Here is a 17,113-nt window from a genome sequence, read left to right as displayed (position 1 = left end):
TATCGTGAGCGATTGCAAGAGGGTTTACCGTTTTGGAGCCGACGCCCAGGGCACCTGTGTCACTGAGGGCGACAAGTCCATGAACTTCGTGCTTGGCGGCAAGGGCGCAAACCTTGCCGAGATGAGCCGCATCGGCCTGCCGGTTCCCGGTGGCTTTACCATTACCTGCCAGACTTGCGTCGAGTACTCCGGTGCCGGCAACGTCTGGCCCGAAGGCGCACTCGATGAGATCGTTGCCGCCGAGGCCGACCTCGAGGCCCGCTGTGGCAAGAAGCTCGGTGACGACAATGATCCGCTGCTCGTATCGGTTCGCTCGGGCGCTCCGTTTTCCATGCCCGGCATGATGGACACGGTCCTCAACTTGGGTCTCAACGACGACTCCGTTCAGGGTCTCATCGCCCAGACGCAAAACCCGCGCTTTGCCTGGGATAGCTACCGTCGCTTTATCCAGATGTTCTCCAACGTCGTTATGGGCGTTGACGCCGACCTATTCGAGAATGCCCTGACCCAGGCCCGCCTGGTCGCTGGCGTCCGCGTCGACTCCGAGCTTTCGGCCGAGGATCTGCAGGAGCTCGTCGAGACCTTCAAGGGCATTTTCTCCGAGAACGTCGAGGCCGCCCTGTATCCCGAGCTCGAGGTCGCCGACGGCAAGCCCGTCTTCCCGCACGATCCTGAGCTCCAGCTGCGCCTTGCCATCCAGGCCGTCTTTGGCAGCTGGTTGAACGAGCGCGCCTGCATCTACCGCAAACAGCACGGCATCTCCGACGAGCTCGGTACTGCCGTCAGCGTCCAAGCCATGGCCTTTGGCAACAAGGGTGAGACCTCTGCGACCGGCGTCGCTTTTACGCGCAATCCGGCCGATGGCACTAAGGAGTTCTACGGCGACTTTCTGGTTAACGCCCAGGGCGAGGACGTCGTCGCCGGCATCCGTAACACCGAGCCCATCGCCGACCTCAAGACCACCCCGGGCCTCGAGTCCGCAGGTGAGGAACTCGAGCGCGTGTTCCTGACGCTCGAGGATCATTACCGCGACATGTGCGATATCGAATTCACCATCGAGCAGGGTAAACTTTGGATGCTTCAGACCCGCGTGGGCAAGCGCACCGCTACCGCCGCCCTGCGCATCGCCATCGAAATGGTCGAGGAGGGTCTGATCACCCGCGAGGAGGCCGTGAGCCGCATCGATCCCGCGCAGCTCGACCAGCTTCTGCACCCGCAGTTTGACGCCTCCAAGAAGTACGAGGTGCTGGCCAGCGGTCTTAACGCCAGCCCCGGTGCCGCCGTGGGCGAGGTCGTGTTCTCGAGCGATGACGCCGTCGCGCGCGCCAACGAGGGTCACAAGGTCATTCTGGTTCGTTGGGAGACCAACCCCGATGACCTGAAGGGCATGGTCGCCGCCGAGGGCATCCTGACCAGCCACGGTGGCAAGACGAGCCATGCCGCCGTTATCGCCCGCGGCATGGGTGCGCCCTGTGTCTGCGGCGTTGAACGCTTCCACATCGACGCCGCAGAAAAGGTCGTGCGCATCGAGGGCAGCGACCGCGTATTGCACGAGGGCGATGTCATCTCCATCGACGGCACCCAGGGCATCGTCGTCGACGGTCCCGTCGACCTGGTCTCCGCCGAGCTTACCGGCGACCTGGACACTATCCTGTCCTGGGCCGACGAGATCCGTCTGGAGGAGACCTGTGGTCATGCCAACCATGTGCGCGTCAACGCCGACAATCCCGAGGATGCCGAGCTTGCCCTCGAGTTTGGCGCCGAGGCTATTGGCCTGTGCCGCACCGAGCATATGTTCCTGGGCGATCGCAAGAACATCATCCAGAGCTTTATCCTGTCTGACGATGAGGCCGTGAAGCAGCAGGCCCTGTCCGACCTGCTTAAGGTCCAGACCGAGGACTTCCTGGCGATGTTCAAGACCATGTCTGGTCGCGATGTGGTCGTCCGCCTGCTCGATCCGCCGCTTCATGAGTTCCTGGATAATCCTCGCGAGCTCGAGGTCGCCATCACCAAGAAGGAGGCCGCTGGCGCCAGCGAGGAAGAGCTTGCCGTCCTGCGCACCCGCCTGCGTCGTATCGACGGCATGGTCGAGTCGAACCCCATGCTCGGCCTACGCGGCGTGCGCCTGTCCGTCGTCTTTAGCGATCTGCCGCTGATGCAGGTCCGCGCCGTCGCCACGGCTGCCGCCCGCCTTATCAAGGAGGGCGTCGACCCGCGCCCCGAGATTATGGTCCCGCTCGTTTCCATCACGGCCGAGCATGTCCAGACCCGCGAGGTCATCGAGCGCGTGATCGCCGAGGTTTCCGCCGAAGAGGGCGTCGAGCTCAACATTCCCGTGGGCACGATGCTCGAGCTGCCGCGCGCCTGCATGGTCGCCGACGAGATCGCCCAGCACGCCGACTTCTTCTGCTTTGGCACCAACGATCTCACCCAGACGACCTTTGGCTTCTCTCGTGACGATGCCGAGGCCAAGTTCATCCCGCTGTACATGCATAAAAAGATCCTGAAAGACAACCCCTTCGAGACCATCGACGCGGCAGTGCTGGAGCTCGTGCGCTTGGCCGTCGAGAAGGGCCGCGCCACCAATCCCGACATGCACTTTGGCGTGTGCGGCGAGCACGGCGGCGACCCCAAGTCCATCAAGGGCCTGTTTAACGTGGCCGACGTGGACTACGTTTCCTGCTCGCCCTATCGTGTGCCCCTCGCGCGCCTGGCTGCCGCTCAGGCCAAGCTCGAGGCCAAGCGTTCCGCCTAGCGTTTAGCGTTTAGACGCCTAGCGTAGTCCCCCTTCATGCCGCCCGTCTCATTCGTGAGACGGGCGGTTATCATGTGCGGGTTTTGTCTTTTTGTCTGCGTAAAAAATTGTTCTTGCAGCAGAAACCCGCGCGTGTATACTCGAATACGTTTGTTCAACTACGTGCCGGCCAAGGTGGTACGGCACCTCTAGAAGAGTAAGGAATTGCACATGGATTACATCCGCGCAATCGAGCGTCAGCAGATCCGCGAGGACATTCCTCAGGTTCGCGTCGCCGACAACGTCAAGGTTCACTACCGCATTAAGGAAGGCGACCGCGAGCGCATTCAGGTCTTCCAGGGCGACGTCATCCGCATGGCCGGCGCCGGTGCCCGCGAGACCTTCACCGTCCGCAAGATGTCCTTCGGTGTCGGTGTTGAGCGTACCTTCCCGCTTCACAGCCCCAAGATCGCCAAGCTCGAGGTCGTTCGTCATGGTCGCGTTCGTCGCGCCAAGCTGTACTACCTCCGCGACAAGGTGGGCAAGGCTGCTCGCATCCCCGAGAAGCGCTAAGAAGATCGCAGCGTCTGTCCACTCGTTTGGACACAAGGGTCACCTTCGGGTGGCCCTTCTTTTTATCTGATTTGCATACAAGGAGGGCCTGGTATGGCCAACATGACGAGCTCGGTTTCGGCATCGCAGGTTGCCGGAGAGCTGGCAAGCGCTACGTTTGAGGAGATTCCCGCCCTCGTGGAGCATTATCGCGAGGACCCGCGCCAGCAGGTGATCAAGGCTTGTGAACGCGCCCTCAAACGCCATGCCAAAGAGGTTGCCGAGCGCGAGCGCGTTAATGGCATGTACGAGCTTATGCATGAGCTTGGCGGCGATGGGGTGATCGTTGGTGTCGACGAGGTGGGTCGCGGATCGGTGGCCGGTCCCCTGACGGTGTGCGCCGTGTGCCTTCCCATGGAGCCGCGCGTTTGGGGTATCAACGATTCCAAAAAGCTCACGCCGGCGCGCCGCGAGCTGCTCTCGGTGAAGATTGCCGAGGTGGCGACGGCGATCGGTTTTTGCCATATCGCGCCGAAGGATATCGATGAGATGGGCATGGCCCGCGCCATCCGCGCTGCCGTCGCGGGCGCCGTGGCCGATACGGGGCTCGAGCCCGACTGCGTCCTCATGGATGGCAACCCCTTGGGCGCCGTTCCTAACGAGCGCGATGTGGTGAAGGGCGATGCCAAAATCGCCTGCATCGCTGCGGCGTCCATCATGGCCAAGGTCACGCGTGACGAGATGATGGTCGAGTACGACGCCGAGTACCCCGAGTACCATCTGGCAGAGTCGAAGGGCTATGCGAGCCCCGAGCATATCGAGGCCATTCGCAAACATGGACTTTGTCCGCTGCACCGCGTGAGCTTTTGCGGAAACTTTCTGCAGACTGAGCGCCTTTTCTAGGTCAATTGTGGAGACAGGGACCTCTGGAGTTTTATAAACCTGCTGGTAGCGGGCCGTATGCAACACCATTGCTGCGTACAGCCCGTTTTTTGACGGCATTTGGTCAGCTTTTGGTTTGCATCCGGTACTTACCCGCATGAAAGGTGCCCTCATCATCGGGGCAATGCAGTGTGCGGGAAAGGAGACCCCATGAGTGCCGCAAGCAAAAAGAGCAAGACGCAGCAGCTCAAGGAGCGTTGGGAAAACGGCGAGCTCGACTGCGGGGCGATGACGCCCGAGTTTATCAAGGGACTCAGTCCCCGCGAGCTGGGTATGCTGGGCGAGCTGATCACCATCGACTACTTTAACGAGCGCGGCTACACCTTGCTGGAGCAGGGCTATCGTTGCACCGAGGGCGAGGCCGATCTGGTGCTGCTCGATGAGCTCGACGATGTCGTGGTGATGGCCGAGGTCAAGACGAGACGCGTCGCCCTGGATTGCACCACGCGGGTCTTTCCCGAGGAGGCCGTGGACGCCCAAAAGCAACGCCGCTACCGCCGCATCGCAAGTTGCTATCTCATGGAGCATTATCCGCTCAAGGCGATTCGCTTCGATGCCGTGGGCGTCACCATTCGCGGCGGGCATATCGCTGAGATCGAGCATCAGTACAATGCGTTCGATTGGCAGGTGTCGTGATGGCGTTCGAGACGTTTGCCGTACACGCGGCCTGCATCCGCGGCGTCGAGGCGATTCCCGTCACGGTCGAGGTCTCGCTTGCCGGTGGCGTTCCGGGCATTCAGATGCTCGGCATCCCGAGTATGGAGGTGATGGAGTCACGCGGTCGTATTCGCTGCGCGATGCGCTCCGCCGGGTTCGAGATCCCACGCTCGGGCATTACGGTCAATCTGGCGCCCGGCGATATTCGCAAGACCGGTAGCGGCTTTGATCTGCCCATCGCCATCGCGGTTCTAGCGGCCGATGGTCAGATTCCCCGCGACAACCTCGATCGTTGTCTTATCGCTGGTGAGCTTGGCTTGGACGGTACGGTCCTTCCCGTCAAGGGCGAGGTGGCGTTTCAGCTGCTGGCTCGCGACATGGGGCTGTCTTTCATCGCCGGCAGGTCCGATCAGCATGTGCCGCTTGCGGGCGTGGATTGCGGATTTATCGATCATTTGTCTCAGCTTGCTCATGGTATGGGCGATGCCGCGCGGCACTACTTGGATTCTGAGGGCGTCGAGGTGACCTTTGAGCCCGAGCTCGACTATGCCGACGTACTGGGGCAGGAGGTTGCCAAACGCGGCATGGCGCTTGCGGCGGCAGGAGAACTCGGCTTGCTCATGATTGGGTCCCCGGGATCGGGCAAGACGATGCTTGCGCGCCGTATGACCGGCATCCTGCCCGAGCTTTCCGTTGAGGATCAGCAGGAGGCGCTGTGCATCCATTCGGTCTTGGGCGAGAACATCGATGACTTATTGGCAGGTCATCGGCCGTTTCGAAGCCCCCATCACAGTATTTCAACGGCGGGCCTCATTGGCGGAGGACGCCCGGTGCATCCGGGTGAGATCAGCCTGGCTCATGGCGGCGTGCTCTTTTTGGACGAGCTTGCCGAGTTTCCCACGGGTGTGCTGCAGACGCTGCGTCAGCCTATCGAACGCGGCTATGTGAGGATCGTGCGCGTCGACGGGGCCTTTACCTTCCCGTCGCGCTTTCAGCTGCTGGCTGCGAGCAATCCCTGCCCCTGCGGTTTTTTGGGCGATCGCGAGGTGCCGTGTCGCTGCTCGGCGGCGATGGTGGAGCGCTATCGGGCAAAGCTGCGCGGTCCTTTGGCCGACCGTATCGACATGATGATCGATGTGACCCGTCCCGACCCCCAAGTGATTATCGAGGGTGCGGAGGGTATGTCGTCGGCTGAGTTACGTGACTACGTTGTGCGCGGTCGAGCTTTTCGCGCTTGGCGCGAATCCCGTATGGACGATGCGGACGCCGAGGCCGAGGATGATGAGACGCGGTCCATTGACGGCGTCGTTTCGACCTTTGAGCTCGATGGTGCGGCGGAGAAGTGTGTGCTCGGCCTGTCGAAGCGCACGCATCTCACGGGCCGCGGCATCGTGCGCCTGGTGCGTATCGCGCGTACCATCGCCGACGTCGCCGAGAGCGAGCAGGTGACTCAGGACCACGTGCTCGAGGCGGCGATGTACCAGGGAAGGAGGGACCAGTGATGGCCGAGGGGAGCTTCGAACTGCATCCAGGTGACGCGTTGTATCCCGAGACCGTTTTGGAGCTTTCTGATGTACCTCAGACGCTCTATGTGCGCGGCAACCCCGAGGTGCTTTCGACGCCTGCGCTCTCCATCATCGGCGCGCGCAAGGCCTCGCCGTATGGTCTTGCCGTGGCAGAGCTTGCGGCAAAGGTGGCGGTCGAGGCGGGCGTGACGGTTGTTTCGGGCGGCGCGGTCGGTTGTGACCAGGCCTCGGGTTGGGCTGCGGTCAACGCCGGCGGCAAACATGTCGTGGTGCTGGGGACGGGCGCCGACGTGGTCTACCCGCGTTCGAGCGCGGGGCTTATTACTCGCACGCTCGATACGGGCGGCGCGGTCGTGTCGATCTCTCCGTGGGGCATGGGTCCGCGCAAGTTTGCCTTTCCGCGCCGCAATCGCGTGATCGCGGCCCTGTCGCAAGCCCTCTTTGTATCCGAGGCGGGAATGCCTTCCGGGACGTTTTCTACAGCCGAGGCTGCTATGGATTTGGGGCGCGAACTTCTTGCTGTGCCCGGGTCGATCCTATCGCCCGAGTCGCGTGGCACGAATTACCTCATTGCGAACGGTGCCTGCTGCATCATCGACGAGGAATCTATCGAGATGGCTATCTCACGCATCTACGGTACCCTGCGCTACTCGCGCCCCGATGCTCCCGGCATTGCCGACCTGGATCCAACACAGCAGACCGTGATGCATGCGCTCATCGCCTCTCCGCTCAAGGTTGATGACATTGCGGCGCTCGTCTCGCTCGATGCAGTCGGCGTACTCAAACTCTTGGGTTCGCTTGAGCTCGAGGGGCTTATTGAGCGCATGATGGATGGAAGGTATGCGCCCTCCAAGTTTGCCCTTCACGCCCAGACACCCTTCGGTCACAATGGAAAACGTGTCAATTAGAAAGGTGTTTGCAGATGCTGTTTGATCAGGTGACGGTTATCGGTGGCGGTCTGGCGGGATCGGAATGCGCGATCCAGCTGGCAGACCGCGGGTTTGCCGTAAAGCTGTGCGAGATGCGCCCCCAGGTGAGCTCCCCGGCCCACCATACCGATCACCTGGCAGAGCTCGTCTGCTCCAATTCGTTTAAGTCGACCCGTCCGGACTCTGCGGCCGGTTTGCTGAAGGCCGAGCTTGAGCGCATGGGCTCGGTCCTGCTCGATTGCGCCCATCGCGCGGCTGTTCCCGCCGGTGGTGCCCTGGCGGTCGACCGTGTCAAGTTTTCCGAGCTTGTCGAGGCCGAGGTTGCCGCCCGTCCCAATATCGAGATCATTCACGGCGAGGTCACGCAGATTCCCGAGGGTCACGTGGTCATTGCCGCCGGCCCCTTGTGCTCGCCGGCGCTGAGCGAAGAGGTCATGAAGCTCGTCGGTGGCGATGCCCTAGCATTCTTTGATGCGGCGGCGCCGATCGTCGATGCCTCCACGCTCGATATGGACGTGCTGTTCTCGCAGTCGCGCTACGAGGAGCAGGGGAGCGGCGACTATCTCAACGCTCCGCTCAATAAGGAGGAGTACGAGGCCTTTATCGAGGCGCTTACCACGGCCGACCGCGTGGTGCTCAAGGACTTTGAGGGCGGCGATTTGTTCCAGGCCTGCCAGCCTGCCGAGGAAGTTGCGCGCACCGGCAAGGACGCCATTCGCTTTGGCGCCATGAAGCCCGTCGGTCTCACCGACCCGCGTACCGGACGTCGCCCCTGGGCGGCGATTCAGCTGCGTGCCGAGAACAAGGAGAAGACCGCCTATAACCTGGTGGGCTTCCAGACCAATCTGACCTTTGGCGAGCAGAAGCGCGTCTTCCATATGGTGCCGGGCCTGGAGAACGCTGAGTTCTTCCGCTACGGTGTCATGCACCGCAATACCTTTGTCGACGCCCCGCACGTGCTCGATGGCACCTTTGCCGTGCCCGGTACCGGCGTGCGCCTGGCCGGTCAGATCACCGGCACCGAGGGCTATATGGAGGCCGTGGCGACGGGTCTGCTCGCGGCGCTCAACACCTATGCCGAGGCTATCGGTGCCGCGAGCGTCGAGCTGCCGCGCGTGGGCGCCCTGGGCGCGCTCGTGGGCTATGCGACCGATCCGGCAACGGTGGGCTATCAGCCCATGCACGTCAACTTTGGCTTGGTGCCGCCGCTCGAGGACGGCAAGCGCCGCAGTAAGCGCGATCGCTACCAGGCGTATGCGGACCGTGCGCTCGAGGCCCTTGATGCCTATCTGGCAACTCGCCCCGATCTGTTTGGAGGCGACCGGTCATAGCCTTTGACCTGTACGACACCGTCGACTCGTTTATCGCCTATATCGCACGTGTCGAGGGGCTTTCTCCCAACACGGTGACGGCCTATGGCTCGAGGCTGGAGCGCTTTGCTGCCTGGTGCGAGTGCGAGGATATCGATGCTTTCGCTGCCGACGTGCGCACCATTCGTCGCTATCTTGCCGAGCTTTCGCGTGAGCAGGTTGCTCCCCGAACGCTTGCGGCGCATCTGTCGGCTATCCGATCGCTCTATCGGTGGATGGCTGCCGAGGGGATCGTGGAGGGCGATGCGGTCTCGGCAATTTCCTCGCCCAAGCTCCCGCGAGATCTGCCCGGTGTGCTGACGAACCAACAGGTGGAGGCACTCCTCAAAGCTCCCGATACCTCAACTCCCGCGGGACTGCGCGATGCGGCGATGCTCGAGCTGCTCTATGCCTCGGGTGCTCGTATCTCTGAGCTCGCAGCACTCAATGTGGAGTCCATCGCTTGGTCCGAACGCACGCTGCGCCTGTGGGGCAAGGGGAGCAAGGAACGTATCGTCCCTCTGTATCGTCGTGCGCTCGAGGCGACGCGTCTCTATATTGAGGAGGGCAGGCCGGAGTTGCTCGCTCGGGCAAAGCGCCGTGACCCCGCTACCGGGCCGCATCCGCTGTTTATCTCGGCGCGCGGAAACCGCATGAGTGCCGCCATGCTCAGGAGGCGGTTCCATATGCTCACGTCGCTTGCCGGCATACCTGCCGATATCGCCCCGCATGTGATGCGCCATACCTTTGCGACCGACTTGCTCGAGGGCGGCGCGGACCTGCGCTCGGTTCAGGAGCTGCTGGGGCATGCGAGCCTGTCCACAACGCAGATCTACACGCATCTCACGCCCGATCGACTCAAGCGCGCCGTGAGTCAGGCCCACCCCCGCGGCGAGTAGAAGGGGTCTCCCGCGCCGAGGTGTGTGGTTTTGATTGCGGGTTGGCAGGAAGAGGTAATCCTGCTATCATTCATCGGGTTGCTTTACGGCAACAGGTTTTTATCACGCACGCGCGGCTACTTCATACCGTGGTGCCCGGGCTTTGGTAGCACATGTCCGGGTTGGTTTTGGAGGATGACCCCGCGCGGAGGCAAACCACAGGAGGTTTAACATGGCTACCAAGATTAATATCCGCACCCTGCTCGAGGCCGGCTGCCACTTCGGTCACCAGACCCGTCGCTGGAACCCCAAGATGAAGCCGTTCATCTTCGGTGAGCGCAACGGCATCTACATCCTCGACCTCAAGCAGACCATCCTCGACGCCGACCAGGCTTACACCTTCGTCAAGAACGTCGCCAAGGGTGGCAACGTGCTGTTCGTCGGCACCAAGAAGCAGGCTCAGGAGGCCGTCAAGAACGCTGCTGAGCGCGCCAACATGCCCTACATCAACCAGCGTTGGCTCGGCGGTATGCTGACCAACTTCGTCACCATCCGCTCCCGCATCAACCGCATGGAGGAGCTCGAGGCCATGGTCGAGGACGGCCGCATGGCAGTGCTCCCCAAGAAGGAGCAGGCTGTGCTCGGCAAGGAGCTCACCAAGCTCCAGACCAACCTCGGTGGCGCCCGCGACATGAAGGGTCTGCCCCAGGCTCTCTTCGTCATCGACACCAAGCGCGAGGAGAACGCCATCAAGGAGGCCCAGCGCCTGAACATCCCCGTCGTCGCCCTGATCGACACCAACTCCGATCCCGACGAGGTCGAGTACGGCATCCCCTGCAACGATGACGCTATCTCCGCTGTCACCCTTATGTGCGAGCTCATGGCTGACGCCTGCCTCGCTGGCTCCGGCAAGGAGCAGGTCTCCGAGGCCGAGATGGCCGCTGAGCCCAAGGCCGAGTAAATCAGTCTTAGTTAATTCTTTTTCATCTCTTTGAAAGGAACCACAATGGCCCAGATTACCGCCGCTATGGTCAAGCAGCTCCGCGAGATGACCGACTCCCCGATGATGGAGTGCAAGAAGGCTCTCGTCGAGGCTGACGGCGACATGGACGCCGCTGTCGACGTTCTGCGCAAGAACGGCCTTGCCAAGGCTGCCAAGAAGGCTGGCCGTGAGACCAACGAGGGCGCTGTCGCCGCGTTCGTCTCCGAGGATGGCAAGACCGGCGCTCTGCTCGAGCTCTCCTGCGAGACCGACTTCGTTGGCTCCAACGCCAAGTTCACCGGCTTTGCTTCCAAGGTCGCTGAGGTTGTCGCTACCACCGAGCCTGCTGACGTTGACGCTCTGCTCGAGAAGCCGATGGGCGAGGAGACCGTTTCCTCCGAGCTCACCGAGATGATTCACATCATGGGCGAGAACATGAAGATCTCCCGTTTCGCCGCCCGCAAGGCCGAGAACGGCGCGCTCGCTTCTTACATCCACATGGGTGGTAAGATCGGCGTCCTCGTCGAGTTTGCCTTCGAGAAGGCCGAGACCGCTCAGGCTGAGTCCTTCAAGACCTTCGCCCACGACGTTGCCCTTCAGGTTGCCGCCGTCGCCCCGATCTGCGCCACCCGCGATCAGGTTCCGGCCGAGACCGTCGAGCACGAGAAGCAGATCTACATGGCTCAGGCTGCCGAGTCCGGCAAGCCCGAGGCCATTCAGGAGAAGATGGCTGTCGGCCGTCTGGAGAAGTTCTACAAGCAGTCCGTGCTCACCGAGCAGGAGTTCATCAAGGACAGCTCCCTCACCATCAAGAAGTACGCTGAGCAGGTCTCCAAGGAGCTCGGCGACACCATTACCGTCGTTGCCTTTGACCGTCTGGTCCGTGGCGAGTAAATAAGCTCTTGTAGCTGGTAATGAGCAGGCTGTGGGTTTTACTCACAGCCTGCTTTTTCATGGCTCTTCTTAGAGCCTTTGATAGAATGTTGAGAGTTCAATCTAAAGGAGGATCGCTTTGTCCGACATCCGATATAAACGCGTGCTTCTTAAGCTTTCCGGCGAAGCACTGATGGGCGACGGCCACTACGGCATCGACCCCAAGGTTACCGACCATCTTGCCAAACAGGTCAAGGAGCTGCTCGCCGTTGGCCATGAGGTCGGCGTCGTTGTCGGCGGCGGCAATATTTTCCGCGGCATGGCCGGCGCTGCCGGTGGCATGGAGCGTGCTCAGGCCGACTACATGGGCATGCTCGCGACCGTTATGAACGCGCTCGCCCTGCAGGATGCCTTCGAGCACAACGATGTTCCCTGCCGCGTGATGAGCGCTATCCAGATGAACGAGATCTGCGAGCCCTATATTCGCCGTCGCGCTATCAACCATCTGTCCAAGGGCAACGTTGTTATCTTTGCTGCCGGCTCGGGCAATCCGTACTTTACGACCGACACCGCTGCGGCCCTTCGCGCCTGCGAGATCGGTGCCGAGATTCTGATCAAGGCCACCAAGGTCGACGGCATCTATGACAAGGATCCCGTCAAGTGCGCCGATGCCGTCCGCTTTGACAAGATCACCTACCATGAGGTGCTCGTCCGCGGCCTGCAGGTTATGGATTCCACGGCTACGGCTCTGTGCCAGGATAACCGTATGCCGATTTTGGTCCTCAACATCGATGGCGAGGACACCGTCAAGCGCGCGCTCGCGGGTGAGCCCGTCGGCACGCTCGTCTATCAGGAGGATTAAGCATGGCAGAGAACATCACCGCCCATATGGACAAGTCGCTCGAGTCCCTCAAGCATAATTTCTCCAAGGTCCGTACCGGCCGCGCCAACGCCAACATTCTGTCCGACATCACCGTCGATTATTACGGTGTTCCCACGCCGGTCACGCAGGTTGCCGCCGTCAAGACCCCCGAGGCCCACATGCTGCTCATCGAGCCGTGGGACAAGGCGCTTATCAACGCCATCGTAAAGGCCATCGGCGCTTCCGATCTGGGTATTACCCCCAACTCCGATGGCACCGTCGTTCGTCTTCCGTTCCCGGCTCCCACTGAGGAGCGCCGTCGCGAGCTCGTCAAGGAGTGCCGCGAGTACGCCGAGCAGGCCAAGGTGTCTATCCGTAACATCCGTCGCGACTTCAACAACAAGCTCGAGCGCGATGAGGAGCTCACCGAGGACGATGTACGTCGCGAGCAGGCCAAGGTCCAGAAGCATACCGATGAGTATGTCGCCAAGGTCGAGGAGCTTCTGAAGGAAAAAGAAGCCGAGGTCATGGAGATCTAAGGTGCAATACGACGAGCATAAACTGGTCGAGTACTTTGCCGACGCCCCTGCGGGCGTCGGTTTTTCCGACCTTGACCTCAATAGCATTCCGCACCATATCTCGTGCATCATGGACGGCAACGGTCGTTGGGCCACGTCGCGCGGTCTTGCACGCACCGAGGGCCACAAGGCGGGTATCGTCTCGCTGCGCGAGATCATTACCGCCTGCGTGCGCCTGGGCGTCGACGTGCTTTCGGCCTATGCATTTTCGACCGAAAACTGGAATCGACCGCAGCACGAAGTCAACGTTCTGATGCACCTGTTTGCCAAGACGTTTATCGACGAGCTGCCGCTTCTGAAGCGCGAAAATGTGCGCGTAGTCTTTTTGGGTGACATTTCCGCGCTGCCCAAGAAGACTCGCGACGTTTTTGAGCGCGGTCTTGCCGAGTGCGCCGATCACACCGGTATGACGCTGGCGCTTGCCGTCAACTACGGCGCGCGTGCCGAGATTACCCGCGCTGTCCGTCAGATCGCATCCGACGCTGCCGCCGGTAAGATCGATCCTGCCGCAATTGATGACGACATGGTGGCTTCCCACCTCTATACCGCCGGTCTTCCCGATCCCGAACTTGTGATTCGCACCTCTGGTGAGCTGCGCCTTTCGAACTATCTGCTGTGGCAGGTGGCTTATTCCGAATTCTACGTCACCGATACCTATTGGCCCGACTTTGATCGTTGGGGCCTTGTCGACGCCATTTTGGCCTATCAGGGCCGTGACCGTAGGTTTGGTGGACTGAGCAAGACCGAGGAGGCTTAATCGTGTCCGATCGTCCCAAGGCATCTGCTCCCAAGACGCCAGTTTCCGCGGCGCCTGCGCGCAAGGCTGCCACTGCGGGAGCACCTGCAGCGAAGAGCGGCACCGGTTCGTGGCTGGCGGGCTTTATTACCCGTGCCGCCGCCGGTATCGTCTACGCCGTCGTCTTTATCCTGTGCCTGGTTTTGGGTATCGTGCCCACGGCCATCTTTGTTTCCGTCATGAGCGGTCTGTGCTGCTATGAATTTTTCCGTATGACAAGGCTCGATGGCAAGATGGCGAACGAGCGTATGGGTATCGCTGCCGCCGTGCTCTTTCCGCTGTCGGCGTTGGGCGATTCGATGTTGTTGAATGCCCTGCTTTTTGCCCTGATGCTCGCGGTGGGCATTTGGTATGTCTGGTCGCCGCGTACCCGCATCTCTGATGTGGCCGTGACACTCATGGGTCCCATCTACACTGGTTTTATGCTGTCGGCTATCGTGCTGCTGCGCGATGCCGTGCCCGGTTTTGCCGGCGCTCTACTTTCGGTGGGCGTTTGCGCGTCCCTTTGGGTCTCCGATTCGTTTGCCTACATCGTCGGCAGCCGTATCGGCAAGCACAAGATGGTCCCCAAGATCTCTCCCAAAAAGAGCTGGGAGGGGTTTGTCGGTGGCATCCTGGGCTCGGTTTTGATTTGGCTCATCCTGTGGGCGACGCACTTCTACAAGCTCAGCCTGCCCTATGCGCTGCTGTGCGGCGTGGTCGTGTCCATTTTGGGCGTTATCGGCGACCTCATCGAGTCACGCATCAAGCGCGGCGTGGGCGTCAAGGATTCCGGCAATCTTATCCCGGGCCATGGCGGTATGCTTGACCGTAGCGACTCGCTTATCTTTGGCTGCATTACCGCGCAGCTGCTTTTGATGATCGGAGGCGTGCTGTAATGTCATTCCAGACGACGTATGGCCCCGATGGACGCCTCCGTGTTGCCATCCTGGGTTGTACGGGCTCTATTGGCACCCAGGCGCTCGATGTGTGCCGCCAGCATGCCGATCGCCTGCAGGTGACGGCGCTGTCCGTTAATTCCAGCACCTCGGAGCTCGTTGCCGCTGCCCGCGAGTTTTCGGTTTCGGCGGTTGCCGTGGCCGATGTCGCTCATGGCGATGACGCCGTGCTGCAGGAGTTGCCCGAGGGAACGAAGCTCGGCGTTGGCGCGCAGGCGGTTTGCGAGCTCGCTCGTCGCGACGATGTCGACTGCGTGCTCGTCGCTATTGTGGGCGCCGCCGGTCTCGAGGCGAGCCATGCGGCCTTGACCTCGAATAAGCGCCTTGCTCTTGCCAACAAGGAGTCCCTCGTCGTCGGTGGCGACTTGCTTATGCCGTTGGCGCAACCGGGCCAGCTTATTCCGGTCGACTCTGAGCACTCCGCCATTTACCAGTGCTATCTGGGGGAGAACCCGCGCGAGGCTCATTGTATTTGGCTCACCTGCTCGGGCGGTCCGTTCTTTGGCCGCACGCGCGACGAGCTCGATCGCGTGACGCGTGCCGATGCCCTCGCACATCCCACGTGGGCCATGGGTGCCAAGATCACCATCGACTCCGCCACCCTCATGAACAAGGGCCTGGAGCGCATCGAGGCCATGCACCTGTTTAACTGCGATCTCGATTTCATCAACGTTGTCGTGCAGCGTCAGTCCAAGATTCACTCTATGGTCGAGTTCGCCGACGGCTCCGTGATGGCGCATCTCGGTGCTTCCGACATGCGTATTCCCATCCAGTTCGCGTTCTCGTATCCCGAGCGTTGGGATACCCCGGCGCCTCGTATCGATTTTCGCGAGTTGGGGCAGCTCACGTTTGATGCTGCCGACATGGATACCTTCCGCTGTCTGGCACTGGCCGAGCGTGCCGGCAAGACGGGTGGCACCATGCCGTGCGTGCTTAATGCCGCCAACGAGGTCGCCGTCGATGCCTTCCTGCACGATGGCTGCAGCTTTACCGATATCGATCGCATTGTGGAATCCTGCATGGATGCCCACGATATGCAGGCGGTCGATTCGTTTGAGCAGCTTCGCGACATCGATGCGTGGGCGCGTGAAAAGGCTGCGCAGGTGCTCGTCGCAACCCGTTCCTAACCCATAAGGATTGCTTTTTCGTTTTATGGATACTGTTCTGAGCGTTCTCTCATCGGTCTTTTGGGGCCTGCTGATGCTTTCCGTCCTCGTGTTTTTGCACGAGGGCGGCCACTTTTTGGCGGCGCGTGCCTGCGGCGTCCGTGTGACCGAGTTCTTTTTGGGCCTGCCGTGCCGCTTTGACATCCATTACACGTCGCGTCGCATTGGAACCAAGTTTGGCGTGACCCCGCTGCTGCTGGGTGGCTACGCTGCCATCTGCGGTATGGACCCGACCGACGTCTCGTGCGCCGATCGCGTGCTCGCGGCTATCTATCGTCATGGTCGCGTGACCGTGGCCGATCTTGCCGTCGAGCTCGAGCTTTCCGAGGAGGATGTGCTCGAGGCATGCGCCCTATTGCTGGGCTGGGGCTCCATCGCACCCTGGTATGAGGAAGGGGAGAAACCCTCGCCGAGCTACTATCCCACCAAGTATCAGACACTGCCGCGAGACACGGCAGGCTATACCACCTTTGACGGCCGCCGTTTCGATCGCGAACACTCAACTGCCGAGGGCGATGTGTGGGTGCTGCCGTGCGGCGAGGCCGAGTTCCTTGCGCAAGAGCGCTCGCATACCTATCTTGGCCAGGGCTTTCTCAAGCGCGCCTTTATGCTGCTCGCGGGCATTCTCGTCAATATCCTGACGGGTTTTTTGCTCCTTATGAGCATCTATTCCATTGCGGGTGTCACCGTGCCGATCGATACCAACGTGATCGGTCAGGTTGACGAGGGGTCTATTGCCGCCAAGGCGGGTATCGAGGCCGGCGATGCGATCCTTTCGGTCGACGGTGTTTCATGTTCCACTTGGATGGACGTCTACGATGCTATCGGCAAGGCCGCCGGTAAGGACGATATCGCCATTGAGTATGAGCGCGATGGCAAGCAGTGCTCGACCACGGTTGCGCTTAAAGAGGACGAGCGCCTAGGTGTGTATGCCTCTACGCAGGTGGTCCGTTTGGACCCCATCACTTCGGCGCGCCTCTCCTTCTCGTATGTTGCGCAGACAGCGGAGGGCGTGATGCGCCTGCTTCAGCCGCAGCATACGATGGAGATCCTCGATCAGTCCTCTTCGATCGTGGGTATTAGCGTCATGTCCTCGCAGGCAGCTGCTGCCGGTCCCATCACGTTCTTGTCGTTTGCCGCGCTCATTTCGTTCTCACTGGGCTTTATGAACTTGCTGCCTATCCCGCCGCTCGATGGCGGCAAGCTGCTTATTGAGATCATTCAAAAGATTGCTGGCCGCGAGCTGCCGCTCAAGGTCCAGACGATCGTGAGCTATGTGGGCGTCGCGCTCTTCGCATTGCTGTTTGTCTATATGCTTCGTTCCGATATCCTTCGATTTATTCTGTAGGGG

General features: G+C 61.1%; 16 protein-coding genes. All 16 read left to right on the top strand.

From position 1 onward, the window contains the following. Nucleotides 1–4 precede the first annotated feature (4 nt). The 16 genes from ppdK (at nucleotide 5) to DW136_RS03295 (ending at nucleotide 17,110) form a co-directional block, all read left to right on the top strand. Complete coding sequence (gene ppdK / locus DW136_RS03370; RefSeq protein ID WP_118289052.1) at nucleotides 5–2,755, top strand: pyruvate, phosphate dikinase; 2,751 nt, start codon at nucleotides 5–7, stop codon at nucleotides 2,753–2,755. A gap of 210 nt (nucleotides 2,756–2,965) precedes the next feature. Continuing rightward, nucleotides 2,966–3,307 (top strand): 50S ribosomal protein L19, encoded by a 342-nt coding sequence (gene rplS / locus DW136_RS03365; RefSeq protein WP_006236098.1) that lies wholly within the window; start codon nucleotides 2,966–2,968, stop codon nucleotides 3,305–3,307. Nucleotides 3,308–3,400: 93 nt separating this feature from the next. Next, nucleotides 3,401–4,189 carry a ribonuclease HII gene (locus tag DW136_RS03360; protein ID WP_118289051.1) on the top strand — a complete coding sequence of 263 codons (789 nt, stop codon included), beginning with the start codon at nucleotides 3,401–3,403 and terminating at the stop codon, nucleotides 4,187–4,189. Nucleotides 4,190–4,378: 189 nt separating this feature from the next. Then, nucleotides 4,379–4,864: a YraN family protein gene (locus DW136_RS03355; protein WP_055285132.1), complete on the top strand. Its 486-nt coding sequence runs from the start codon at nucleotides 4,379–4,381 to the stop codon at nucleotides 4,862–4,864. Further along, nucleotides 4,864–6,387, top strand: a complete 1,524-nt coding sequence (locus tag DW136_RS03350; RefSeq protein ID WP_118289050.1) for a YifB family Mg chelatase-like AAA ATPase — start codon at nucleotides 4,864–4,866, stop codon at nucleotides 6,385–6,387. Before DW136_RS03355 ends, DW136_RS03350 begins: the two co-directional genes overlap by 1 nt. Beyond that, nucleotides 6,387–7,319, top strand: coding sequence for a DNA-processing protein DprA (locus DW136_RS03345; RefSeq protein WP_118289049.1), 933 nt, complete (start codon nucleotides 6,387–6,389; stop codon nucleotides 7,317–7,319). Before DW136_RS03350 ends, DW136_RS03345 begins: the two co-directional genes overlap by 1 nt. A gap of 14 nt (nucleotides 7,320–7,333) precedes the next feature. Next, nucleotides 7,334–8,671, top strand: coding sequence for a methylenetetrahydrofolate--tRNA-(uracil(54)-C(5))-methyltransferase (FADH(2)-oxidizing) TrmFO (trmFO, locus tag DW136_RS03340; protein ID WP_118289048.1), 1,338 nt, complete (start codon nucleotides 7,334–7,336; stop codon nucleotides 8,669–8,671). Next, complete coding sequence (locus tag DW136_RS03335) at nucleotides 8,668–9,588, top strand: tyrosine recombinase (protein WP_118289047.1); 921 nt, start codon at nucleotides 8,668–8,670, stop codon at nucleotides 9,586–9,588. Before trmFO ends, DW136_RS03335 begins: the two co-directional genes overlap by 4 nt. A gap of 211 nt (nucleotides 9,589–9,799) precedes the next feature. Beyond that, nucleotides 9,800–10,528, top strand: a complete 729-nt coding sequence (gene rpsB, locus DW136_RS03330) for a 30S ribosomal protein S2 (protein ID WP_006236109.1) — start codon at nucleotides 9,800–9,802, stop codon at nucleotides 10,526–10,528. A 45-nt stretch (nucleotides 10,529–10,573) separates the two neighbouring features. Beyond that, complete coding sequence (gene tsf, locus DW136_RS03325; RefSeq protein WP_022094736.1) at nucleotides 10,574–11,443, top strand: translation elongation factor Ts; 870 nt, start codon at nucleotides 10,574–10,576, stop codon at nucleotides 11,441–11,443. 118 nt (nucleotides 11,444–11,561) lie between these two features. Continuing rightward, nucleotides 11,562–12,284 carry a UMP kinase gene (gene pyrH / locus DW136_RS03320; protein ID WP_118259777.1) on the top strand — a complete coding sequence of 241 codons (723 nt, stop codon included), beginning with the start codon at nucleotides 11,562–11,564 and terminating at the stop codon, nucleotides 12,282–12,284. A 2-nt stretch (nucleotides 12,285–12,286) separates the two neighbouring features. Beyond that, complete coding sequence (gene frr / locus DW136_RS03315) at nucleotides 12,287–12,823, top strand: ribosome recycling factor (protein ID WP_006236112.1); 537 nt, start codon at nucleotides 12,287–12,289, stop codon at nucleotides 12,821–12,823. A 1-nt stretch (nucleotide 12,824) separates the two neighbouring features. Beyond that, on the top strand, nucleotides 12,825–13,619 hold the full coding sequence (locus tag DW136_RS03310; RefSeq protein WP_117790406.1) for an isoprenyl transferase: 795 nt from the start codon (nucleotides 12,825–12,827) through the stop codon (nucleotides 13,617–13,619). A 2-nt stretch (nucleotides 13,620–13,621) separates the two neighbouring features. Beyond that, complete coding sequence (locus DW136_RS03305) at nucleotides 13,622–14,536, top strand: phosphatidate cytidylyltransferase (RefSeq protein WP_233546523.1); 915 nt, start codon at nucleotides 13,622–13,624, stop codon at nucleotides 14,534–14,536. Then, complete coding sequence (dxr, locus tag DW136_RS03300) at nucleotides 14,536–15,723, top strand: 1-deoxy-D-xylulose-5-phosphate reductoisomerase (protein WP_118289046.1); 1,188 nt, start codon at nucleotides 14,536–14,538, stop codon at nucleotides 15,721–15,723. Before DW136_RS03305 ends, dxr begins: the two co-directional genes overlap by 1 nt. A 25-nt stretch (nucleotides 15,724–15,748) precedes the next feature. Then, a complete protein-coding gene (locus tag DW136_RS03295; protein ID WP_118289045.1) occupies nucleotides 15,749–17,110 on the top strand; it encodes an RIP metalloprotease in 1,362 nt (453 codons plus the stop codon). Nucleotides 17,111–17,113 lie beyond the last annotated feature (3 nt).

The organism is Collinsella sp. AM12-1 (assembly GCF_003472325.1).
Classification (GTDB): domain Bacteria; phylum Actinomycetota; class Coriobacteriia; order Coriobacteriales; family Coriobacteriaceae; genus Collinsella.
Note: the sequence above shows the minus strand (reverse complement) of the source record. Positions and strands in the feature narration are given on the sequence as shown.